This window comes from Arthrobacter sp. SLBN-53, from assembly GCF_006715585.1.
GTDB classification, from domain to species: Bacteria; Actinomycetota; Actinomycetes; order Mycobacteriales; family Mycobacteriaceae; genus Mycobacterium; species Mycobacterium neoaurum_A.
The window spans coordinates 4,328,559-4,351,606 of record NZ_VFNN01000001.1 but is presented as its reverse complement, the minus strand read 5'-3'; the positions used below and the strand labels follow the sequence as shown (position 1 = coordinate 4,351,606).

Below are 23,048 nucleotides of genomic sequence, written 5' to 3'. Positions count from 1 at the left end.
CCGACAGCACGTTGGAGGGGATCGTTCGGTGGGTAGTTACCGAGCATGAGGCTGCATGCCAGGACACCCGAGGCCGCCGATGAGCGCTGACGCCACGCCCGGCCCGCGCCATCCGGCCGGGGATGTCTTCAGTTCCGATCCGCAGATCGGCGTTGATCTCGCGCGGGTGAACTGGGCCGATACCCCACTGGGTGATCCCTCGGCCTGGCCCCAGAGCCTGCAGACCGCGGTGCGCATCCTGCTCAGATCGCGGTTCTCCATGTGGATGGCCTGGGGCCCCGAGCTCACCTTCTTCTGCAATGCGGCCTACCGCGACCAGACGTTGGGCAGCAAGTACCCATGGGCGCTCGGTAGACCGGCCCGCGAGGTCTGGGCCGAGATATGGGAGGACATCGGCCCGCGCATCGACCACGTGTTCAGCACCGGCGAGGCGACCTGGGACGAAGGGTTACAGCTGATCATCCAGCGCTCGGGATTCCCCGAGGAGAGCTACCACACGTTCTCCTACAGCGCGCTCAGTGACGACGACGGACACGTGGTGGGCATGTTGTGCGTCGTCAACGAGGACACCACCCGCGTGATCACCGAGCGTCGGATGGCCACCCTGCGGGAGCTGGGCTCCGATCCCAATCTGCTGCCATCGGAAGATCAAACTCTGCAGTCGGCGGCGGCAAAGCTCGGCCGCAACCGCTTCGATCTCCCATTCGCCCTGTTGTACCTGTTCGACGGTGTCGGCGACGCCCGCCTGGTGGCGCGCACCGGCATACCCGCCGGGAATCCCGCGGCGCCCGAGTTGCTGCGCATCACCGACGACGGCCCCGCCGCCACGGTGTGGCCGTGTGCTGATGCGGCCGCCGGGCGCTCGACGTTAGTCGAGCTCGTGGGCGCACCGTTCGCGGATCTCCCGACCGAACCGTGGTCGCAGCCGCCAGTTCAGGCGCTGCTGGCGCCGCTCACCCAGCAGGGCGCCGCGCCCTACGGAGTGCTCGTCGCCGGGCTCAACAGGCTGCGCCCGCTGGACGACTCATACCGCGGATTCATCGACCTGGTCGCCGGTCACATCGCCGGCGAAATCGGCAGCGCACGAAGCTATCTGGCCGAACAACGCCGCGCGGCCGAGCTTGCCGAACTGGACCAGGCCAAGACGGTGTTCTTCTCGAATGTCAGCCACGAGTTCCGGACCCCGCTGACGTTGATGCTCGGGCCGGTCGCCGAACTGCTGGGCGGTGACGAAAAGAAGATCAGTCCTGATGCCCGGCGAGATCTGGAAGTCGTGCAACGCAACGGCTTCCGCCTGATGAAGCTGGTCAACACGCTGCTGGATTTCGCACGGATCGAAGCGGGCCGGACGCAGGCGCGCTATGAACCGGTGGACGCGGCGGCGCTGACGGCCGAGCTGGCAAGCGGGTTTCGCTCCGCGGTCGAGCGCGCGGGACTGGAGTTCGTGGTGCAGTGCCCACCGTTGGGCGAACCGGTGTACCTCGATCGGGACATGTGGGAGAAGGTCGTACTCAACGTCCTTTCGAATGCGGTGAAATTCACCGCGGCCGGCTCCATCTCGGTGCGTACGGAGCGCGACGGCGGCGACGCGGTGTTCATCCTCGCCGACACCGGCATCGGCGTCGCCGCCGACGAACTGCCCCGGCTCTTCGATCGTTTCCACCGCATCCCGGCAACATGGGCACGTTCGCATGAGGGCAGCGGTATCGGATTGGCCTTGGTGCGTGAGCTGGTGGCATTACACGGTGGCACCATCACCGCGCAGAGCGCCGAGGGTGTGGGCACCGCCTTCACCGTGCGGATCCCGTTCGGTACCGAACACTTGCCGGCCGAGGCCATCATCACCGCGGGCGCATCCGGCACCCCGGCCGGCGCGCCACCGCAGACGGCCAATCCGTTCCTGGAAGAGGCCTTGCGCTGGCTACCCGAGGACGAAGATGCCGACGCGGTCCCGGTTCCCGAAGCGTCGGCAACCACCTCGGCACGGGTGTTGGTGGCCGATGACAACGCCGATATGCGGCACTACATCACCAGGCTGCTCACCGGCGCGGGTTACGCCGTCGAAGAGGCCTCCGACGGCAGGCACGCCCTCGACATGATCCGCACCCGGCCACCGGAGTTGGTGGTCAGCGATGTGATGATGCCGCACCTGGATGGTCTTCAGCTGGTTGCCACACTGCGCACGGATCCGCGCACTGCCGCATTGCCGGTGTTGTTGCTGTCTGCCCGCGCCGGCGCCGAGGCCTCGATCGACGGTCTGCGCGCCGGCGCCGACGACTATCTGGTCAAGCCGTTCGCCGCATCGGAACTGCTGGCACGAGTGCAGGCGAACATCACGCTGGCTCGGATGCGGGCCCATCACGCGCGCTGGCATGACGCACTCATCGACTCGTTGCAGGAAGCGTTCTTCGTCTGCGATGCAGACGGAGCGGTTGTCGAGATCAACGCCGCATTCACCGAAATCCTCGGTTACGGCCCCGAGGGCCTTCCGTACTCACCCGTCCATCCTTGGTGGCCCGACGCCGTCACCGACCCCGAGGCCCATCGGCAGATCGCGACAGCTTTCGAGGACCTGCTACACCGGGACCGCGGCGTCCACACGGTGCCGGTGTGTCACCGCGACGGCCATCGGCTATGGGTGACATTCTCGTTCACGCACGCCGAGGACCCGGATACCGCAGAGCGCCTGACGGTGGGCACGCTGCGCGACGCGACCGCCGAGCACTACCGCCGACGCCACGACACCGCACTGGCGGACCTGAACCACGCCCTGGTCCTCGCCGAGACGGTGGACCAAGCCGTCGCATCCACCGTCGCGGTGGTCCGCGAGATATGGCAGGCGCGGCGCGTCCTCGCCATCACCTTCGGGACCGACATCGAGCACCCGGCGGTGATCGCAGCCGGAGTGCCCACCGAATGGGATGACCTCCCGACGAGCAAGCGCAGATTCATCGAGTCGCTGTGCGACGCGGATCCGCTCACCTCGCTCACCGGCGGCCCGGGAACCGCGGCGATCGCGGTGTCGCACCCGGACGGTGTGCTGGTCGTGTGGATGGAACTCGCCGAGAACCGGCCGTTCACCGCGCCGGATCACACCTTGCTCACCGTGCTTGCCGGACATCTCGGACAGGGTCTGCACCGCGTCCACCGTCTCGACCAACAGCATCAGACGGCCGTGGCTCTCCAACACGCCATCCTGGGTCCCTCGGCTCTGCCGTCGGGGTTCACCGCCCGCTACCTGCCGGCAACCACACCGTTGCAGGTCGGCGGGGACTGGTATGACGTCATCGACCTCGGCGACAGCCGGGCCGGTCTGATCGTCGGCGATTGCGTCGGCCACGGACTGGATGCGGCGACCGTGATGGGGCAGTTGCGTAGCGCCTGTCGCGCCCTGCTACTCGAAAATCCTTCCCCGGCAACGGCATTGGCGGGACTAGACCGTTTCGCGATGCAACTGAGCGGCGCCAGGTGCACGACCGTGTTCTGCGCGGTGCTCGATCTGCAGACCGGGGAACTCAGTTACTCCAATGCAGGGCATCCGCCCCCGATCGTGGTCGAGGCCGACGGGTCCTCGGTGACGCTCGACGCGGCACGCGGTGTGCCGGTGGGGATCCGGCCTGGCCGGGATCGCGCCGTTGCGCTCCTGACGCTGCCGGCGCGAGCGACGCTGCTGATCTACACCGACGGACTCGTGGAGCGTCGACGCGAGTCGCTCGATGACGGCATAGCCCGTGCCGGTGCACTCCTGCGCGAGGCCTGCTCGACCGATCAGGGCGACGCACTGGCCGATCGGCTGCTCGCCGGCATGACACCACCGCAGGGCTACTCCGATGACGTGGCGATGCTGCTCTATCGCCACCCCGGCCCGCTGCACATCAGCGTCCCCGCAGACATCAGCCAGTTGGCCATCACCCGTGACACCCTGCGAATCTGGTTACTGGGAAACGGTCTGGACTCCGAACAGATGCAGGATCTGCTGGTCGCCGTCGGGGAGGCGGTGGCCAATTCGATCGAACACGGACACCGCGGCGGGAAGGCCGGAACGGTGACGCTCACCGGCCGGGTGAACGGGTCCGACGTTCACCTGCGTATATCCGATACCGGTGTGTGGAAGCCCGCCGACGCGGTGCCACACCCCACCCGCGGCCGCGGACTGACGCTGATGCGCGCACTCACCGATGAGGTCACCATCCAGTCCGATCACCTCGGTACCACCGTCGACATGCAGGCGAGGATCCGCTGATGAACACCGAACTCACGCTCCACGAAACCATTACCGACGGCGGTGCGGTCGCGCTGGAAGCGGTCGGCGAGATCGATCTGAGCAACGTCGAGGCGTTTTCCGCCGCGCTGGAGGCTGCGACCGGCGACGCAGGCAGTCCCCTCACCGTGGACCTCATCCACGTCACCTACCTCGACAGCGCCGCCATCAACGCACTATTCCGGCACGTTGACCACATCAGCATTCTCGCCAACCGACTACTGAAGTCGATCCTCACCCTCAGCGGGCTCGCCGATCTGGTTCCCGTGCAGATCGTCGACGCGTGATACCCCTCAGCGGGCCGGGCAGTGCTCGAATTGCAGGCACACCCGGGTTCCGTCGGCGGTCCCGTCGACGGTCAGGTCGTCACATAGCGCGCGCATGAGCTTCAGGCCGCGCCCGCGGGCCGGGTTCTGCGGTCCGGAGCGCGGATCCAGCCAGTGACCGCGGTCGACGACCCAGAGCCGGACCGTGCAGGCGTCGGTGTCATGGCGGGCCTCGATGCTCATGACACCGGTGTCGTCCTCGCCGCGGTAGGCATGGTCCGCGCAGTTGGCCAGGGCCTCGTAGGCCGCCAGCACGATATCGGCGATCCGCCCGGTATCGACACTGACCCGCCGGGTCAGCCAGGCCCTGACCGCACCGCTCAATTCGCCCGCCGACGTCGGCTCGGCGGTCGCCGTGACCACCAGATCGGCGTCCCCGGACTGCGCAGCGGGATGGGGCGAAGCGGACATCTGTTGCGTATTACCCCATTCGACGCGGTCTAGTCATGACGCTCGCCACGTGCGAGCTTCCTCGTATAAAAAAGCGGCGAAACGGGAACCCTGGTGGCCGCGGACGGACCACGCGAACCAGACCGGGCAGGAGCCATGAGCACCGACGACATCAACGCCGACGAACGGGTCCGGTTGACCGCGGTGGGGCGATATCGCAAGGTCATCGGCCCTTCTGATCCCGTCCTCGCGCGTATCGCCACGATCATCGCCGAGGTATTCGACGCACCGTATGGCGCCGTGACGCTCGTCGAACGGGACAGCATCTGGATGATCGGCACTCGTGGCCTGGACATCGACCGGATCGACCGGCACGACGGCCTGTGCGCGACCGCCATTTCCGGCGCCGGCCCACATGTGGTCGCCGACTGCCAGACCGACTCTCGCACCGCGGATAACCGTTTCGTGCACGAGCACGGCATCGGTTTCTACGCCTGCGTCCCCCTCATCACGTTCGACGGGCACCACCTGGGCGCCGTCGCCGCCATGGACACCCGCCCGCGTCCCGATCCGTCACCCTCGCAGCTGTCGCTGCTGGCCGACCTGGCCGTAGTGGTCATCGAGCAGTTGGAACTGCGGCTGTCATCCTCGGAAGCCCTGACCGTCGAGCATGGGCTACGCGCGGTCGCCGAGGCCGAACTGGATTCCACCCGAGCCGACAGGGACGCGGCGAGGCGGGATCGCGACAGCGCACATCTGGCACTCGACGAGGCCCGCTCGGATCGCGATGTCGCCCAGCGCGATCGTGACCAGGCACGCTCGGACCGCGACGAGGCGCAGCTGGACCGGGAGGCTGCCGAACGCGAACGCGACAGCATCGACGACTATGCGACGGCACTCCAGCAGGTATTGGTGCCACCGGTGCTGCCCGACATCCCCGGTCTGGACCTGATTGCCGGGTATCACCCGGCATCACCGCGCGATGTCAGTGGTGACTTCTACGACGCGTTCGCCCTGGACGAGCGAACGTGGGGTCTGTTCATCGGCGACGTGCAGGGCCACGGGGTGCACGCCGCCGTGCTGACGACGCTCATCCGATACAGCCTGCGTGCGGCGCTGCTGCACGACCGTGAACCCGCCTCGGCGCTGGCGGAACTGAACACGGTGCTGCTCCGCGAACTGCGTCCTCGCCGCTTCGCCACGGTGTCGGTGTTGATACTGCGGCCACGCGGTGCCGGTGGTTTCGATCTGGTCATGGCCACCGGTGGGCACCCTCCCGCGCTGTTATTGGATCCACGGGCGACCACCGCACACGCCGTCAGGCCGGAGACCGGCATGCTGGTCGGGGCCACCCCGCACGCGACGTTCGGGACGCTGCGGCTGACCCTGGAACCCGGTCAGACGCTGCTGCTCTACACCGACGGGCTGACCGAAGCACGCCGCGGCGCCGAGCCTTTCGACGATGCCGCGCTGGCCACCTACGGCGCGACCCGCACGGGTCTGAGCGCCGCAGCGCTCATCGATGATCTCGCCACGCTGATACCCAAACTCGAGCCGACCGACGATATTGCGCTGCTCGCCCTCGGGGCGAGCTCTTGAGCCGGTGATTACCGCTGCGCGAGAACGACATTCAACGCGTCGTCGAGCGTCGGGCAGATATCGATCACATCGGCCACCCCGACCAGTTGCAAGGGCCGGGCGGTCGCGGGTCCTGCTGCGACGACGGCCAACCGTACCGTCGGGTGGTGGTGGACGGCGACCAGCGCACCGATGCCTACCGATGCCAGGAACTGCACGCCCAGCAGATCGATCACGACCCGCGCGGGCGCGCCGGCCATGGCCATCTCGATAGCCGCCTCCAACTGTCCGACGGTCACCATGTCGATCGTGCCGGTGACGGTGATGACCACCGTGCCGCCCTCGTGTCGGGTACTGATGCTGCACGCCGACGTACTCGAATTCCCCACCATGTTCGTCACCGCGACCTCCCGTTCGCTCGGCCGCTCGCACGGCGACCCGATCCTAACCGGTACCGTTGGTCTCGGTAATTCAGGTCGTTCCGTCGTCCACCGAGGTCACGAGTCGGTGCGCGATATCGGTCAGCTTGACATTGGCGTCCTGGGAGAGCTTGACCAGCACGCGGAACGCCGCCATGGAGTCGATCTTGAACCGTTCCATGATGATCCCCTTGGCCTGCCCGATCTCGTCACGACTGGTCAGGGCCTCCTCGAATTGACTCTCGGTCTCTGCGCCGAACAATGCGACCGACGCGTGCTGGGCGACGATGGCGCCGATGAATGCCGACTCCTCCGAGAACACACCGGGCTCTGCACCATAGAGGTTCAGCGCTCCCAGATTCTGATGCAATACGTACAACTGGAAGGCCAGCAGGCTGCGCGCACCCAACTGGACAGCTGCCGCCGCGAACCGCGGCCACCGCGTCTCGGTCGCCATCTCGTCGATGAGCACGGTGCGATGCTCAGGCAGCGAGCTCAAGCACGGACCCTCGTCGAGTTCGGTCTGCACCATGTCCAGTTTGGCGACCAGCGGATCGCTCGGCGCCCTGGGGGTGACGGTGCGACCCTCGATCATCGAGACACCCGCCCAGCGCACACCCGGCACAATCTCGATCGCGCCCTTGACCACCGCCTCAAGGGTGGATTCGGTACTGGCCTGGTCCTGCACCGTCAGCGCCAGATCTGCCAGAGCTCGGGCCAGATCGTTCCCCCGATCAGACATGTTCCAACGGTAACGCCGTGTTCGCTTCGTGGACAACCACTCCGGCGACGTTTCCGGCTTCACCGTGTGGCTGATCGGCGCCCGCAAACCTCGCCACCGAGCCCAGCAAGCACCTCATCTGGGGTTTACTCGATGACGGCGGATGCCGGCATATTGACGACAGCGTAAGCGTTTTCGTTTTGTGTCGTCCGCGCTGAGGACGGACGCAGCGTCTCAAGGACTTTCGGTTTCAACGCACCACCGCGCCGGGTACAGGTTCACCAACGGGCGCGATCGCGGCGCCGCAACACACCTGGAGGTGCGATCGTGATTCCGTTCATCTGCACGACCTGCGGAGAATTCGACCTCGACACCGCGGATTGCGCATCGTGTGCGCAGTCGGCCCGCGACCACGGTACGGCGGGTGCCGCCGTCGCATAACAACCATGCCGGCGTACCGGCCGGAACTCGAGGTTCGAATTGCAGCGCCTCGGGGTACTCGGTAGATGGTTCAGATCCGAGCCACCCTCAGCACCGTTTCGAACAGGGGAAGCTCGGATGCCACGAACCGATCAGCAATACGTCGAAATCGCCGATATGGTGCGGTTGTTGCGCAGCCAGGAGCCCGGCTCGGCTGAACACCGCGGCCTTTATGACGACGTCATCACCCGGGCCCTGCCGCTGGCCGAGCACATCGCCCAGCGCTACTCCGGGCGCGGGCAGCCGTACGACGATCTCTACCAGGTTGCCTGTATCGGCCTGATCAAGGCCGTCAACAGGTTCGATCCCGACCGCGGCGCCGATTTCCTCTCATTTGCCGTGCCGACGGTGATGGGCGAGGTCCGCAGGCATTTCCGCGACACCGGATGGGCCGTCAACGTGCCCCGCCGGTTGAAGGATCTCAGTCTGCAGCTCACCAAGGCCCGCGAGGAGTTGACGCGCACCCTCGGCCACGCGCCGACCGCCACCGAGATCGCCGCCCATCTGAGTATCGAACGAGAAGAGGTCATCCAGGCGACCGTGGCCGCCAGCCACTACTCGACCGTCTCCACCGACCGGCCCGCCACCGACGACGGCGAGGACTTCACCCTCAAGGACACCCTCGGGTCGGTGGACTCTCGACTGGACAAGATCGTCGACGTGGAGACCGTGCGCCCGCTGATAGAGAAGCTGTCTGCGCGGGAACGCACCGTGCTGAACTACCGGTTCTTCGACGATATGACCCAGACCCAGATCGCCGAGCGGATGGCCTGCTCCCAAATGCAGGTGTCGCGCATCCTGGCCAAGGCGCTGGACTCACTGCGCAAACAGGCAGAAGCCCAGATGAACGAGCGCCCGCCGGTCCGGCACAGCGCCGCCTGAGGTCAGATCGCGTTCGGATCGGCCCGTTCGGCGATCAGCGCCAGTCGCCAGGTGCACTCGCGGTTGCGCGGCGCGACGCCGAGCAGCTGCACGGCATCGGGAATCCAGCGCACCGGCGCGCTGGTTGCCACCTCGGTCATCTCGATCCGGCACCCGCCGGCGTCGCTGTCGTTGATCCGCATGGTGATCCGCGCTTTCCCGGCTGGGCGCACCTTGGCCAGCAGCACCAGTTCACGTCCGGGATCACAACTCTCGACCACGGTCTCATCGTCGATGACGACCGGCCAGGTGCCGATCGAGTGCAGTATCCGCGAACCCGGCGCCGGCCAGTTCGCACTGACGGCGCGAATCCGGCTGTTGCCGACCACCCAGCCCGAATACGTCCACCCGTCGGCGAGCACATCCCACACCTGCTGACGGGTGGCGGAAGTCTCCCTGGTGACCGTCATTGCCATATCTCCTGTCGTTGGCGCCGCGAGTTGATCTCACCGCTCGTCAGCACCGGATGTACCCCGTCAGCCACCCACGAATCGCCACTCGAGCTTGTATTTTCGGTCCACCTGCCGCACGGAACGGGCCACATCGCGCGGGGGCGTGTGCCAGGGGCCACGGGCGTCGGCCGCTCGATACTCTCTTGCGCACGATTGGCGCGCGCGACAGGTACCAGACATGCAGGATTTGAGCTTCGACAGCAGCGACCTCGGAGAAACCGAGGAGTTTCTGGTGAAGACCTACACCAAGATGCGTATCGGCGGCGCCGGTGAACGATCGCGAGCCAGGATCGCCCGGCGGGCTCTGGGACCCATCGGCATGGACGAACTCGCCTTCGCCTACGACATGAGTTTCGACGCCAGCCCTCTGAGCCGAATAGTGCTGTGCGAGATGCGCAGCGGACACATCGAAGAGACGATCAGCGGCAGGCAGACCGACGTGTTCGCACCGGGCGACCTGACCCTGTTCAGCCCACCGGGACAGCCGCATTCCGGAACGGTGCGTGGCGCCTCCTATGACCTGACCGTGTTCGACACCGCGATTCTGGACAGGGTGGCAGCATCGGCGCCGGGAGCGCGTCAGTTGCCGGTCATGTTGACCGGGCACCGGCCGGTTTCGGCTGCGGCCGGGCGGCGACTTGGCGCGTTGATCGGATACCTGCGCGACCACGTGCTCGCCGACCAGCAGGCCCGGGCATCCGAGCTCGTGATCAGCAACGCCGTCTCACATCTGGCTGCTACGACGTTGAATGCTTTCCCGCACAACGCTTCGACCGACCCCACCGCGGCTGATCGCCGCGACGCCGGGGCGCCCGCGCTATTGCGTCGCGCCGTCGCCTTCATCGACGAAAACGCCGACCGTGATATCGCGCTGGCCGATATCGCCTGCGCCGTATACCTGACACCCAGGGCGGTGCAGTACATGTTCCGCAGGCATATGGACTGCACGCCGACGGAATACCTCCGGAAGGTCCGGTTACACCGCGCCCACCTCGAACTGCTCACCGGTTCGCCGCAGGAGAATACGGTGAGCGCCATCGCAAGGCGCTGGGGATTCGCCCACACCGGACGGTTCGCCGCGTTCTACCGACAGGCCTACGGGCGGTCGCCGGCAACCACCCTGCGCAGCTAATCGGACGGCCGCAACTTCGGGTGGGTCAGCGTGACGATCTTTTCCGCGACGGTCGCCAGTTTGACATTGCTTTCCTGAGACGTGCGCTTGAGCAACTCGAACGCCTCATAGGCATCGACCCCGAAGCGCTCCATCAGCATCCCTTTTGCCTGGCCGATCACATCCCTGGACAGCAGGGCCGTGCTGAACTGTTGCTCACGACGTTGCAGATTCCAGGCCATGGTGGCGTGCGCAGCCAGGATCTGGGCCATCTCGGCCGACTCGTCGGTGAAAGCGTGCCGACGCTCGGCATAGAAGTTCATTGCCGCCATGGGTGGGAACTCGGAGCCGAACATGTGGACGCTCAATACCGAGCGCACCGGAGTTCGAGCCAGCGCCGCACTCCCGAATTCCGGCCACCTCGACTCATTTTCGAGATCGTCGACGCGAATGACTCCCCCACCACGCGCTGCGGTAAGACACGGACCCTCGCTCGTCTCACGCTGCAGGGCATCCGACGCCTCCGCGTGATGATGAGTCGGCCCCAGCGAGGCGATCGAACCATCGTCTTCCAGCACTGTGATGCTGCAATACTGCGCACCCGGCACCAACGACACCGCCTCGGTATTCATGGCGAGCATCGCCGCGGCGAAATCGGCCGTGTCGTCACGCTGCAGCGAATCCGCCAGCTCGACCAGCCTGATGATCAGCGCTGCATCGGCCATCAGCGGCCGCTCTGCACGTCGCCGACCATCTGCGGCGTCGGACAGCCCGTCAGACAATCGCCGCACTCCTTTCGCACGCAAAGACGACCGGCCACCAAGCAGGTGTTGATGGCCGGTCCAGATGGGACCCGGGCATGCGTCGATGGCGCGGAGTCGGGCTCGACCGCGTTGTCGAGCAACCCCAGGCGCCATCTGCCCGTCCCGAACATAGTTGCGATGCAGGGCCGTTGGTCTCACCTGCTACCCAATTGCTTCGCTCGGCGGATCGGCTATCGCTGGAACATTCGTTTCGTGACCCGCCGCCCGCTCTACGCTGTTTGTCGCTGCACGGGCCGGGTAACTCGCATTCGGGTGGTCCGGCCGAACAGTGCCGACCATACGAGGAGATCGCGATGGCAGAGGAGACCCGGCGGTGACCGGCAGAGTTGCCCGCGTGGTGCTCGGCCCGATCCTTCTCGCCGCTGCGCTGGCTGGGCTGTTCACCAGCTGCCCGACCTACCGAGATGGCGTCTCGGGGCAACTCGCGTCAGCCGAGGAGCAGACCGAGTCCGCTGCCCACTCCGCGGCGTTGGCACTGCAACTGTGGCATCAAGGGCGATCGCCGGACCGGCTCGTCGCCGTCCAGATCTCAGACGCCCGCGATGATGTCGCCGAGAGTTACGACACGACAGCGGTGCTACGTACGACGGATCCGGTGGATATGGCGCGGCAGACACTTCTGATGGAGGTCATGACGGAGATCATCTCGACGCTGAACCGGTCCTACGCATCGGTACGCGCTGGGACGCAACACGAGTCGACGGACGATCTCCGCGCGGCGCTGCTCGCGGCCGCCGATGATCTTCGACACCGGTACCGCTGATGAAGAAGCTGCTGAGCGTCGCGCTGGGAGTTCTCACCGCCATCGGTGGGTTCCTCGATATCGGGGACCTGGTCACCAATGCAGTCGTCGGTTCCCGCTTCGGTCTGGGGCTGGCCTGGGTGGTACCGGTTGGCGTGGTGGGGATATGCCTGTACGCGCAGATGGCCGGCCGGGTCGCCGCGGTCAGCGGGCATGCCACCTTCGAGATCATCCGGGAACGGCTCGGGCCTCGGATGGCAGCGGCGAACCTGGGTGCCTCGTTCTTCATCAACCTGATGACGGTGACCGCCGAGATCGGCGGTATCGCGCTGGCCCTGCAACTCGCCACGGACGTCGGCCACCTGTTGTGGGTTCCGGTCGCCGCTTTCGCGGTATGGATCGTCATCTGGCGGGTGAAGTTCTCGGTGATGGAGAACATGACCGGCATCCTCGGTCTGAGCTTGATCGTCTTCGCCGTCAGCGTGTTTCTGCTGCAGCCGAACTGGTCGGATCTGTCTGACCAGGCGCTGGCTCCGATCATTCCCGAAACAGAGTCCGCCGCCACCTACTGGTACTACGCGATCGCACTGTTCGGCGCCGCGATGACACCCTACGAGGTGTTCTTCTTCTCTTCCGGCGGCATCGAAGAGCGTTGGACCGTTGCAGATCTGGGCAAGTCACGACTCAACGTCCTGGTGGGCTTCCCGTTGGGTGGCCTGCTGTCCATCGCCATCGCGGCGTGCGCGGCAATCGTGCTGATGCCCGCACAGGTGGAGGTGACATCGCTGTCCCAGATCACCATGCCCGTGGTGGCGGCCGGCGGAAAGTTGGCGTTGGCATTCGTCATCGTCGGAATCGTCGCGGCCACCTTCGGTGCGGCACTGGAGACCACGCTGTCCTCCGGTTACACCGTGGCACAGTATTTCGGGTGGGCGTGGGGCAAGTTCCGCAGACCCGCGGCAGCCGCCCGCTTCCACACCGTGATGTTCGTGGCCATTTTCGCCTGCAGCGCCGTGCTTTTCACCGGTATCGACCCGATCCTCGTCACCGAGTACTCGGTGGTGTTCTCGGCCATCGCGCTGCCCCTGACCTATCTGCCGATCCTGATCGTCGCCAACGACCCCGGATACATGGGCAACCATGTCAACGGCCGCATCACCAATGTGCTGGCCTCGATCTACCTGATGATCATTCTCGTCGCCTCAACGGCCGCCGTACCTCTGATGATCGTGACAGGAGCAGGACAATGATGAATCGACCGCGGGCGACCGACGCTCCGGATGCTTACCGCCCCGATGGTGTGCGGCTCATCGATGCCCGGTTGCACCTTCTCGACCGGCAGATCGTCGACGCGCAAGGCGAACCGGTCGGCATCATCGACGATCTGCTGATCGATGATGTGCACGGCTCAAAGCCGCGGGTGACGGCGATCCTCACCGGGCAGGTGTTGTTCACCCGGATATTCGGCGGAAATCCACCCCGATCGCAATTGCACGAATTGCCATGGGATTTCGTCGGCCGCATCGGTACATCGATCACATTGCGACCAGGCGTGGACGGATCGGCGGGCCAGTGGGTGGAACGGTGGTTGCGCGATCACATCATCGGACGCATCCCCGGAGGCCGGCATGCAGCTCAGTGACCTACTCGGCGCGGCAGTGACCGATCAGAGCGGACAGCGGCTCGGTACCGTCACCGACGTGCGGCTCGCGGTGCACTGTGATGACAGCCCTCCATCACTGTTCGGACTCGTCATCAGTCCGCGGACCCGTTCCTCCTACCTGGGTTACGAACGCTCGCAGGTGCGCCGCCCTGCCGCTCTGTCGGCGCTGCTGCGGTGGCGCCACCGCGGCACCTTCCTGGCGATGTGGCGGGACATGCACGCCATCACCGATGACGGCATCGTGCTGCGCCAGGGATTCGAGCGCTACTCGGCAGTGCTACGGGAGTAGCCCACGACATAGATACCTCCGCATCCATCGGCGGTTTCGCGTTCGTTGCGCCGGCGTCATCGCTGCCGTCGTTCGCGGAGCCGTTCGTCCCACGCGGCACCGCGTGGCCTTCGACAGATAGGTTCCGCCCCAGACGTACTGGCGCGCGCCATCCTGAAAGGCCGGTTGTGAGATCAGGCCCGTCCTCTCCGAGGCCGGCGCGGCAGGCCGTGGCTAGGCTGGTCAGATGACCCTGGTGCGAGCTCGAGGCTGACCGCCTGCATGTTCATCATCATCCTGTGTACGGTGCTCGGACTGGCCCACCTGTACGTGTGGAAGCGGTTGATCAAGGACGCGACCCGGCCGGGACGCACCCGTACGGTGCTGACCGCCGCCTTCCTGACCATGGCCGCGGTGTTGGTGATGGCGCTGCTGGGGCCGCGGCTGACCGGGCTTGACGAGTCGGCGTGGGTCGCCTGGCCGGGATACCTCTGGTTCGCCATGGTCGGCTATCTGCTGCTGGCTCTGCTACTGGTGGAACCGATCCGACTGATGCTGCGGGGATGGGTGCGTCGCGGCGAGAAGACCGTGCCCGGTGAGCCCGCCGAGCCGGGCACTGCTGCTGAAGTCACGCCGCCTTGCGGTGCGCTCAACCGCCGGGTGTTCCTGGCCAGGACCGGCGCGGCGGCGGCAGGCGTGGCGGCCACCGGGCTGGTGGGCTACGGAGCGGCCACCGCACTCGGACCGCCGAACGTCCTGCAGGTGCCGATTCGACTCAACCGGCTCAACCCGGCGTTCAACGGCTTTCGCATCGCCGTCGTCTCCGACATCCATCTCGGGCCGCTGCTGGGACGCAGCCATACCGAGCGGATCGTGGAGATGATCAACCGAACCGACGCCGATCTGGTCGCGATTGTCGGCGATCTGGTCGACGGCACGGTGGACAAGCTCGGCCATGCGGCCGAGCCCCTTCAGGATCTGGTGTCCCGGGAAGGTTCGTTCTTCGTCACCGGCAACCATGAGTACTTCGTCCCCGACACGATGCCGTGGCTGCGCGAGCTGGATCGCCTCGGTGTCACCCCGCTGCGTAACGAAAACACCCTGATCCGGCGCGGCGCCGCCGCACTGCACATTGCCGGGGTCAACGACCTCGCCGGCGAAGAGCACGGCGATCCGCCCGACTACGACCGCGCACTGACAGGTATCGACGGGCGAAACCCGACGGTGCTCCTTGCACATCAGCCCGTCATGGTCGAACAGGCCGCCGCGCGCGGCGTCGATCTACAACTGTCCGGTCACACGCACGGCGGACAGACCTGGCCGTTCCGGTACATCGTCGAGGCGGTGCAGCCGTCCCTGGCCGGATTATCGGCCTTCCAGGACACTCAGCTGTACGTGTCTCGCGGTGCCGGGTTCTGGGGGCCGCCGGTACGGGTCGGCGCGCCGCCGGATATCTCGGTGCTGACACTCAATGCCGACCAGTAGCCGACCGGTAGCCGACCAGTAGCCAACCGGTAGACGATCAGCTTCGAGCCTCAGACGCACCCGCTGACGCTGACCCTCCTGCCGAAGTTCGCGCAGACGCTGACATCAGGCGCCGGCGGCGGCGGAACGTACACCGGCGGCGGAGGGGGTGGCGGCGCGCCGGGTGGTGGGGGCGGCGGCGGTGGCGGGGGTAGGGCGCTGTCGAGGTAGCCCAGCGGATCGGTACACCCCGACACATTGACGTGGAACCCGCCCACCGAACCGCACACGGTCGCACCCGAGACCGGTGCGCCGATGACGCCGAGCCCGCCCACGGTGATCGCGGCCAGCAGGGCCGCCCGCACAATGTTGCCGATCCTGATGTTGCCGATGCCGTGGTTGCCGATCATGTGGTTGCCGATCATGTCTCAGCCCAGAACGTCATGCTGCATGGGCAGCGACACGTTGCAGCGTGCCCGCAGCTCGGTCAACGGCGCGCGGATACCCCGCAGCTCCGCGGCCACCTGCGGGTGCGCCTCCAGGTACGCGCGGGCCCGCTCGACGGTCTGCTCCTCGGGCAACCCCTCCAAGCTGGACAGCTCCGCGTTGACGTCGGCATGGGTGAACAGGTATGCCGACATGGCGAAGTTGACTCCACCGGCCACGCCCGCGATATCGGCCACGGAACAATTCGGTGGCGGCTCGGCATTGGCCACACCCAAGCCGGCCGTGGCCATCACGATGCCGATTCCGCCCACGAGAATGCCTTTGCACAGCCTCGACATCAGAGCGCCTTTCTCTAGACCACCATCTGTATCCACATATCTTCACCGAGCCACCGCTGAAATGTCACTCTTTCGACGGCAACTGCCGAACCAAGCATTTGTTTGCTTGCCCCGAATCGGCGCGTTCCGACGTGGCATGGACCGGCGTCGAGTAGTTTGCTGTGTGAAAATTCGATCGAAAACGCCGCGACCTACGGGCGGGGGGCGCGCGAGCCTGAGGAGTTACTGTCAAGCGACTGATTGCCGCGCTGACCGCGTCGGTCGACCCGGAGTCACTGATGTCGCGGATCGCCGAACAGGTGTGCGTGTTCAACCCCAAAGCCGACGGCGCGGCCGTGGGCATGCTGACCCCCAACGGATCCTTCGTGTTCGCCTCCGCTCACGGTCTGAGCGCACCGGCGCTGGGAACGGTGGTGCCCGCGGTCGGGTCCTTCCAGGAGCTGGCGCTCTCGACCCGACAGCCGCAGGTGAGCCCGCATGTGGCCGAAGATTCTCGGTTACCGGAACAGGCGCGCCGGCTCGCCACGGAGATGGGCATCGGGTCATGGGCGGTGATCCCGCTCTTCCATCAGCACCGGGCGGTCGGGGCGCTCTCGGTGGTGGCGGCCGGCAAAGACATATTCGACGCTGCCGATGTCGCCGGGCTCACCGCGGTGAGCAGTTTCATCTCGGCTCTGATCGGCTCGCAGACCGAGATGGCCATACTCCTGCGAGACCTTTTCGAGGAGGGGGTCGGACCGCAGCAGGATTCGTCGGCGCGGTTGGCGGGATCACTGCTCATGCCCCGGGAGACTCTCGACGAGGGCGCCCACGCCGAACTGGACGGCCTGTTGGAGCACCCGCGAATCTGCCCGGTGTTCCAGCCGATCGTCGATCTGAAGTCCGGTACCACCGTCGGCTATGAGGGCCTCTCCCGCTTCCCGGGAGACGTCACGCACCGCAGCACCGCCGACTGGTTCACCATCGCCCGGGGGCTCGGGCGCAGCCTGTCGATCGAAACGGCCGCCCTGCACGCCATCCTGCGCGCGGCGAAGGCAATCCCGCAGTCCTACATCATCTCGGTCAACCTCAGCCCCGAGACTGCCGTCGACGCCACACTGCAGAAGTGTCTGATGTCCTCGGATCGCCGACTGATGCTGGAGCTCACCGAGCACGCGCCCTATCCGCCCGACACCTTCGAGGGGCTGCAGCCCCTGCGCAAGTCCGGCATTCTGCTGGCGATCGACGATGCCGGCGCGGGCTACGCCAGCCTCACCCAACTGCTTCGTATCCGGCCCGACGTCATCAAGATCGACGCCGAGCTGGTCACTGGTCTCGAGTCCGATCCGGCCAGGCGCGCGCTGGTGTCCGCGGTGGCGGTGCTGGCCAAGGAATTGAATGCGCTGACGGTCGCCGAGGGCATCGAGAATTGCCGCCAGTTGCAGATCCTGAGCGAGCTGGATATAAGGCTGGGGCAGGGCTACTACCTGGGGCGCCCCGCGGAGGTCACCGAGTTGCAGTGTTGAACCGGAAGGAGGATCTCAATCTCGTGCGGGATCATCGGGGTGCGTGGTCGAGATGAACTCGTCGATCAGTTCGATCACCTCCAAAGGAGCCTCGACCTGGGCGAAATGCCCTATCCCCGGCAGAATTTCGAGGCGGCAGTCCGGACGCGCCTGCAGCGCGGAGTAGGCATGGTCGACGGGGATGATGTTGTCGTCCTCGCCCCAGATCGCCAGCACCGGAAGCTCTTCGCGCAGGTTCAACCGGTTGAGCGCGCTCACCGACTGACCTCGATAATCCACCACCGAGCGCAGCGTGCGCAGGAATGCCTCGCGCGTCTCGCTGTCGGCGAACGACGAGTAGGCATTCCAGATCTCGGCTCCCCGCGGAGACCGCAGCCCCACCGAGGTCAACCAGGAGCGCACCGCGTTGCCGGCACGCAGAACCGGCGGGGGTGCGATCAGCGGCATCACGAGCTCCGCCCCCGGGGCCGCCAACAATCGCAGGATCCACCCCACATCGGGCCCTAACCCGCCGCTGCCCATGAGCACGAGCCGGCGGCAGTACTCCGGGTGCTGGTAGAGAAACTGCATCGCGACCCCACCACCCAGCGAGTGGCCCACCACGGTGGCCGAACGCACCCCGAGTTCATCGAGCAGATCTCGCAGACCGACGGCGAAGGCACCGAGCGAATAGTCGGTTCTCGGCTTGGACGACTGGCCGTGACCGAGCAGGTCGGGCGCGATGACCCGGTACTTCTTGGCCAGCTGGGGCAACACCGCCCGCCAGGTCTCGGCGCTGCCGGCCATACCGTGGATGAGCAGCAGAACCTCGTCACCGTCACCCTGGTCGACGACGGCCTGCCGCACCCCGTGAATCTCGACGAATCGTGTCTCCGCCATATGAGCTCCCGTCCCCTCGCACCCGAGCCTACTGGCCGGTAACCGGCCCGACCAGGCGTGGACCGGTTTGGACGGGAATCACCTACGGCTCACAGTTGCGGATGCTTCTTGTTCCACGGCGTCGCGGCCTGGAAGGCGCCGACGATATCGACGAGGCGACGCTCGGTGAACGCGCTGCCGACCATCTGCAGGCCCACCGGGAAGGGCAGACCGCCCTCGGTGGTGGTGAATCCGCCGGGGAAGGTGATGGTGGGCAGTTGCGAGAGCGTGAACGGCACGGTGAAGCGGTGCACCCCGGCGGTGGTCTCGTCGTCCATCCGGATCATCTTCTCCACCGGTGGCGCGATGAACGACATGGCCGGGATGAGCACCCCGTCCAGGGGCGCCAACGCGGCTTCCATCTGGCCCTTGAAGATCAGGCGTCGCTGGAGAAGCTCGTCGTATTCGATACCGGACATGGCGATGCCACGCTCGATCAACTCCCGCAACGCGGGACCGTAGCTGTCCCGGTGTGCGGGGAACATGTTCTGGTGCGACCGCGCGGTCTGTACCGCACACACCCCGAACCAATCGGTGATGGCCTGGGTCGGATCGGGCAGATCGGTGTGCACCAGCTCCGCACCCAGATCCCGCAACATCTCTTCGGCGGCCCGATGCGCCTGTTCCACATCCGCGCTGACGTCTCGATAGCTCCACGACGGATCGACGCCGATGCGGACACCCCGCAACGATGTCGGCATCTCGGTACCGAATTCCGGGACCGGCTGCAGCGAGGCGGTGGGGTCGCGCGGATCGGCCCCGGCGATCGCCCCGAGGATCAAACCGGCGTCCCGTGCGGATCGGCAGATCGGACCGACATGGTCGAGGGTCGCCGCCAGCTCGACGACACCGGCACGACTGACCCGTCCCCAGGTGGGCTTGAGACCGGTGGCACCGTTGGAGGCCGACGGCATACGGATGGATCCGCCGGTGTCCGAACCCAGTGCCCCGTAGCACAACCCGGCAACCGGTGCGACCCCGCTACCGCTTGAGGACACGCCCACCCAGCGGATGGCGTCCCACGGGTTCAGCGGGGCCCGAAATGGCGGCGTGTGCTCGGTGTACACGCCCTCGGTGGTGTGCACCTTGCCCACGATCACCGCGCCGGCATCCTCGAGCCTGGTGACCACCGTCGCCGTGTCGTCGGCCACCTGTCCGGCACGCAACGCCATGCCCGCCTCGGTGCGCCACCCGGCCTTGTCGTAGATGTCCTTGATGGCCAACGGAATTCCGTCCAACGGGCCGCGCGGGGCGCCGGCCTTGCGACGTTGGTCGGACTCCTGTGCGCGCAGTCGCGCCTCGTCGGCAGCGACGAAGGCGAACGACCCGAGGCGTTGGTCGACCGCGCCGATGCGCTCCAGCGTCATCTCGGTCAACTGCGCAGAGCTGATCTCCCCGCTCGCCAGCAGAGGTACCAGTTCGCTGATCTCGCGGTAGTACAGCGCCCCATCGGCGGTGTCGGCGGTCCCGGCGTTGCCGGTGTCGGTATTCGTATCGGTCATCTCGTCACAATCCTTTTCAGCGCGCTTCTGGGCTCACTCGCCTGCATCGACGGTCTTCGACCTGCGCTCGTCGGCCATGGGATCCTCGGACTCGGCCGCCGGTAACCCATACTGGGAACCCTTGCTCAGGATAGTCAAGGGGACGTACACGATGGGACCCACCAGCATTGCGGCGAACGATGCGAAGTACAACGGGTACACACCTGCGACTCCGAGCGCACCGACCGCGATACCGGTTGCAAGAGCGGTCATTCCACAATAATTCCAGTTCTTCACCCTACCCTCGCGGTACTCGACCAGCGTGCTGGGGGCGAGTTTGAGCAGCTTGCGACAGATGAAGTAGTCACTGAGCAGGATGAAGATCCAGGTGTTGGTCATGATGCCGGTGACCGCGAGGAACTTGTCGGTGTACTGCAACACGTTGATCGGGTACAACGCGATTCCGAGGACCACCAGCAGCACCATCCACCACTGCCGGCCGACACGCTTCGGCGAGAGCACATCCCAGGCATTCGACAGGGCCAGCGACCCCGAGTAGAGGTTCATGACGTTGATCCGGACCTGGGTCAAGATGGCGAAGATGACGCCGAGCACACCCATCACGACGGCGAAGATCAGCCCGGGATCGGTGGCGGCCAGCTCGCGGGCGGAGCGCTCACCGTCGAAGTACTCGATCATCGTGAAGCCGAGGAAGACACCGAGCACCATGACGACCGAAATCATCAACAGTTCGACCAGCATCACCCCACCGGTGCCGACGTAGGACACCGAGCGCTTGACGAAACGTCCGTAGTCGGTGGCGATGAGCGCCTGGAACACGACCTGGCCGTTGGCCAGGCTCAGGGCCTGCCACATTGCGGTCGCGGTCACACCGTCCTCGACAACCCACTCACCCGGCCCGGCGAGCACATAACCGTTGGCCAGCATCACCATTCCGATCACGAAGAGGATCAGGAATATCGGCATGCCGAAGCGCTGCAGGACATTCATGGAATGCATACCCCGCCACGAGTAATACAGCGCGATCAACGCGACGATCGCGAAGACCACGCTGGCCGCCGCGGAATCGATCGAAATCCCCAGGATCTCACTGAGCCCATGGGAGACGATGCTGCCCTCGAAAATGAAGTAGAAGACGTAGTTGACGGCGTAGACGAAGGAGGCGATGGCCGAACCGCGTGCGCCGAAACCCAATCCCCGGGAAAGCAGTGGCAAGGAGAGGCCCTGCTGACTGGCGATCCGCATGACCAACGCACCGACCACCGTCGCGCCGACAACCATGTAGGCGATGGGGACGAGCACCCCGGGCCAGCCGACCAGAAAGCCCATCTGACCGCCAAGGGCGAACCAGAACATGGCGGTCACGTTGCCGGTGAGTACGAGCAGGATGGCGGGTCGACGCCAGCGCTGACTGTCCGGCACGCGGGTGGTCGCATAACTTTCCACCTGGTCGTCCAGGCTGGTGGCCGGACCGTGGAAGTAGCTTCTGAAACTCAAGGCGTGAGTCCTTTCCGACTCTGATCTGCGCGGCGGGGTTCCGGTGCATTCGGTGACATCTCGTGGGCGGACGACATGGCGCACCGATAACCTCGTTCAGCGCCACACCGGAGTCGTTTACCTAAGGATGTGAACTACATCTCATCCGCGGGCGAGGCTGAAGTCAATGGCCATTACTGCACCCCGCCGTGCATAAATGCAGCCCAATAGACAGCACCTTTGTATTCTTCAATTACCTTGTGGCACATATATTTTCATTGTCGCCTCGACTAGGGCGAGCGCCTGCCCAGGTTGAGGTCGGGGTGCGCTTCGACCGTATCGCGCAGGAATGCACACACCGTGCGCACTCGCTCGAGACGCTCCAACTCGCGCGGCACGACCAGCCAGTACAGCCGGCGGACACTGAAGGCATCCGGAAGAACCCGGACAAGGCGTTCGTCGCCGTTGGCGATATACGCGGGCAGTGGCGCGACACCGAGCCCACTTCGCGCCGCCAGCCAGTGCCCGGTGATGTTGGATATCTGCGCATCGACACTCTGGACATGGGGTAGCTCGTCGAGAATCCGCAGCGGTTCGACGTCCATCAACGCATTGACGTACCAGATCAGGGTGTGCGCCCGCAGATCGGCGATCTTCGCGATGGGAGGATGGCCGTCCAGGTACTCCGGGGTCGCGTAGAGACCGAGGTCGTAGTGGCACAGCACCTCCGAGCGAACCGCCCGCGACGTCGGCCGCTCCAGTGTGACGGCGACGTCGAAGTGCCGCTCGGACACCGCATTGTGCACGGTGGCCGTGACGAGCTCGACGGTCAGACGTGGGTGCGCCGCCTTCAGCTCCACGAGGTGCGGCGCGATGATGAACGCGCCGAAACCGTCGGTGGCCGTGATACGTATCGAACCGGTCAGGATGTCGGGCGTCGCGCCCTGGACGTCGTAGGCGGCCATCACCGCCGATTCGACCGCCTCGGCGCGGGGCATCATCCGTTTGCCCGCCTCGGTGAGGCGCCATCCGCTGGGTGCCCGGTCGAAGAGCCGCTCACCCACCGACCGCTCAAGAGCGGTGATCCGCCGCCCCACCGTGGTGTGATCGACCTCCAACACCCTCGAGGCGTCGCTCAGCCGACCGGCCCGCGCCACTTCGAGAAAGTAGCGGAGATTGTCCGCGCTGAGCATACGACCTCCTGTCGTGCATTTCTGCAGTCCCCGGAGCGTATTTACTCGT

Annotated in this window: 22 protein-coding genes; 11 read left to right on the top strand and 11 right to left on the bottom strand. The window is 65.9% G+C overall.

Translation table 11 applies throughout. The features are described 5' to 3' along the window. Positions 1-79 precede the first annotated feature (79 nt). Positions 80-4,243 carry a SpoIIE family protein phosphatase gene (locus tag FBY28_RS20885; protein WP_141869186.1) on the top strand — a complete coding sequence of 1,388 codons (4,164 nt, stop codon included), beginning with the start codon at positions 80-82 and terminating at the stop codon, positions 4,241-4,243. After that, on the top strand, positions 4,243-4,548 hold the full coding sequence (locus FBY28_RS20880; RefSeq protein ID WP_141869185.1) for an STAS domain-containing protein: 306 nt from the start codon (positions 4,243-4,245) through the stop codon (positions 4,546-4,548). The genes FBY28_RS20885 and FBY28_RS20880 overlap by 1 nt, the downstream gene beginning before the upstream one ends. Positions 4,549-4,554: 6 nt before the next feature. Here FBY28_RS20880 and FBY28_RS20875 read toward each other — a convergent pair whose 3' ends face one another. Next, positions 4,555-4,998 carry an ATP-binding protein gene (locus tag FBY28_RS20875; protein WP_141869184.1) on the bottom strand — a complete coding sequence of 148 codons (444 nt, stop codon included), beginning with the start codon at positions 4,996-4,998 and terminating at the stop codon, positions 4,555-4,557. 135 nt (positions 4,999-5,133) lie between these two features. Here FBY28_RS20875 and FBY28_RS20870 point away from each other — a divergent pair, with 135 nt between their 5' ends. Next, on the top strand, positions 5,134-6,576 hold the full coding sequence (locus tag FBY28_RS20870) for a SpoIIE family protein phosphatase (protein WP_141869183.1): 1,443 nt from the start codon (positions 5,134-5,136) through the stop codon (positions 6,574-6,576). 8 nt (positions 6,577-6,584) lie between these two features. On the opposite strand, the gene FBY28_RS20865 is transcribed toward FBY28_RS20870, so the two are convergent. Together FBY28_RS20865 and FBY28_RS20860 are read right to left on the bottom strand one after the other, a co-directional pair. Further along, complete coding sequence (locus FBY28_RS20865; protein WP_216847870.1) at positions 6,585-6,947, bottom strand: STAS domain-containing protein; 363 nt, start codon at positions 6,945-6,947, stop codon at positions 6,585-6,587. Between the two features lie 79 nt (positions 6,948-7,026). Further along, a complete protein-coding gene (locus FBY28_RS20860) occupies positions 7,027-7,716 on the bottom strand; it encodes a GAF and ANTAR domain-containing protein (RefSeq protein ID WP_141869181.1) in 690 nt (229 codons plus the stop codon). Positions 7,717-8,253: 537 nt separating this feature from the next. Between FBY28_RS20860 and FBY28_RS20855 the strand changes: the two genes are divergently transcribed. Next, the gene (locus tag FBY28_RS20855) at positions 8,254-9,057 is read left to right on the top strand and encodes a SigB/SigF/SigG family RNA polymerase sigma factor (RefSeq protein ID WP_141869180.1); all 804 of its coding nucleotides are present in this window, start codon (positions 8,254-8,256) and stop codon (positions 9,055-9,057) included. A gap of 2 nt (positions 9,058-9,059) precedes the next feature. Here the strand turns inward: FBY28_RS20855 and FBY28_RS20850 are convergent, their stop codons facing one another. Beyond that, a complete protein-coding gene (locus tag FBY28_RS20850) occupies positions 9,060-9,506 on the bottom strand; it encodes an SRPBCC family protein (protein WP_216847869.1) in 447 nt (148 codons plus the stop codon). A 220-nt stretch (positions 9,507-9,726) separates the two neighbouring features. Here FBY28_RS20850 and FBY28_RS20845 point away from each other — a divergent pair, with 220 nt between their 5' ends. Then, positions 9,727-10,680 carry a helix-turn-helix transcriptional regulator gene (locus FBY28_RS20845; RefSeq protein WP_141869178.1) on the top strand — a complete coding sequence of 318 codons (954 nt, stop codon included), beginning with the start codon at positions 9,727-9,729 and terminating at the stop codon, positions 10,678-10,680. Here FBY28_RS20845 and FBY28_RS20840 read toward each other — a convergent pair. Continuing rightward, complete coding sequence (locus FBY28_RS20840) at positions 10,677-11,384, bottom strand: GAF and ANTAR domain-containing protein (protein ID WP_160145516.1); 708 nt, start codon at positions 11,382-11,384, stop codon at positions 10,677-10,679. The two genes, FBY28_RS20845 and FBY28_RS20840, sit on opposite strands and share 4 nt — an antisense overlap. A 412-nt stretch (positions 11,385-11,796) precedes the next feature. Here FBY28_RS20840 and FBY28_RS20835 point away from each other — a divergent pair, with 412 nt between their 5' ends. The 5 genes from FBY28_RS20835 to FBY28_RS20815 all read left to right on the top strand — a co-directional run bounded on the left by FBY28_RS20835 (position 11,797) and on the right by FBY28_RS20815 (position 15,641). Next, positions 11,797-12,246, top strand: coding sequence for a hypothetical protein (locus FBY28_RS20835; RefSeq protein ID WP_141869176.1), 450 nt, complete (start codon positions 11,797-11,799; stop codon positions 12,244-12,246). Further along, entirely contained in the window at positions 12,246-13,475 is a 1,230-nt protein-coding gene (locus FBY28_RS20830; RefSeq protein ID WP_141869175.1) for an NRAMP family divalent metal transporter, read from the top strand. Before FBY28_RS20835 ends, FBY28_RS20830 begins: the two co-directional genes overlap by 1 nt. After that, positions 13,472-13,867: a hypothetical protein gene (locus tag FBY28_RS20825; RefSeq protein ID WP_286178323.1), complete on the top strand. Its 396-nt coding sequence runs from the start codon at positions 13,472-13,474 to the stop codon at positions 13,865-13,867. Before FBY28_RS20830 ends, FBY28_RS20825 begins: the two co-directional genes overlap by 4 nt. Then, positions 13,854-14,177: a PRC-barrel domain-containing protein gene (locus tag FBY28_RS20820; protein ID WP_141869174.1), complete on the top strand. Its 324-nt coding sequence runs from the start codon at positions 13,854-13,856 to the stop codon at positions 14,175-14,177. Before FBY28_RS20825 ends, FBY28_RS20820 begins: the two co-directional genes overlap by 14 nt. A 261-nt stretch (positions 14,178-14,438) precedes the next feature. Further along, on the top strand, positions 14,439-15,641 hold the full coding sequence (locus FBY28_RS20815) for a metallophosphoesterase (protein WP_141869173.1): 1,203 nt from the start codon (positions 14,439-14,441) through the stop codon (positions 15,639-15,641). A 50-nt stretch (positions 15,642-15,691) separates the two neighbouring features. Here the strand turns inward: FBY28_RS20815 and FBY28_RS20810 are convergent, their stop codons facing one another. Both FBY28_RS20810 and FBY28_RS20805 read right to left on the bottom strand, forming a co-directional pair. Further along, positions 15,692-16,045 carry a hypothetical protein gene (locus FBY28_RS20810; protein ID WP_216847868.1) on the bottom strand — a complete coding sequence of 118 codons (354 nt, stop codon included), beginning with the start codon at positions 16,043-16,045 and terminating at the stop codon, positions 15,692-15,694. A 3-nt stretch (positions 16,046-16,048) separates the two neighbouring features. Beyond that, positions 16,049-16,405, bottom strand: a complete 357-nt coding sequence (locus tag FBY28_RS20805) for a heme-binding protein (protein ID WP_216847867.1) — start codon at positions 16,403-16,405, stop codon at positions 16,049-16,051. A 236-nt stretch (positions 16,406-16,641) separates the two neighbouring features. On the opposite strand from FBY28_RS20805, the gene FBY28_RS20800 reads away from it, so the two are divergent. After that, entirely contained in the window at positions 16,642-17,910 is a 1,269-nt protein-coding gene (locus tag FBY28_RS20800) for a sensor domain-containing phosphodiesterase (protein ID WP_353618558.1), read from the top strand. A 15-nt stretch (positions 17,911-17,925) separates the two neighbouring features. On the opposite strand, the gene FBY28_RS20795 is transcribed toward FBY28_RS20800, so the two are convergent. The 4 genes from FBY28_RS20795 to FBY28_RS20780 all read right to left on the bottom strand — a co-directional run bounded on the left by FBY28_RS20795 (position 17,926) and on the right by FBY28_RS20780 (position 22,999). Beyond that, on the bottom strand, positions 17,926-18,789 hold the full coding sequence (locus tag FBY28_RS20795) for an alpha/beta fold hydrolase (RefSeq protein ID WP_141869171.1): 864 nt from the start codon (positions 18,787-18,789) through the stop codon (positions 17,926-17,928). Positions 18,790-18,878: 89 nt separating this feature from the next. Continuing rightward, complete coding sequence (locus FBY28_RS20790; RefSeq protein ID WP_141869170.1) at positions 18,879-20,330, bottom strand: amidase; 1,452 nt, start codon at positions 20,328-20,330, stop codon at positions 18,879-18,881. Positions 20,331-20,363: 33 nt separating this feature from the next. Beyond that, positions 20,364-21,827, bottom strand: a complete 1,464-nt coding sequence (locus tag FBY28_RS20785) for a purine-cytosine permease family protein (protein ID WP_141869169.1) — start codon at positions 21,825-21,827, stop codon at positions 20,364-20,366. Between the two features lie 269 nt (positions 21,828-22,096). Continuing rightward, a complete protein-coding gene (locus FBY28_RS20780) occupies positions 22,097-22,999 on the bottom strand; it encodes a LysR family transcriptional regulator (protein ID WP_141869168.1) in 903 nt (300 codons plus the stop codon). Positions 23,000-23,048 lie beyond the last annotated feature (49 nt).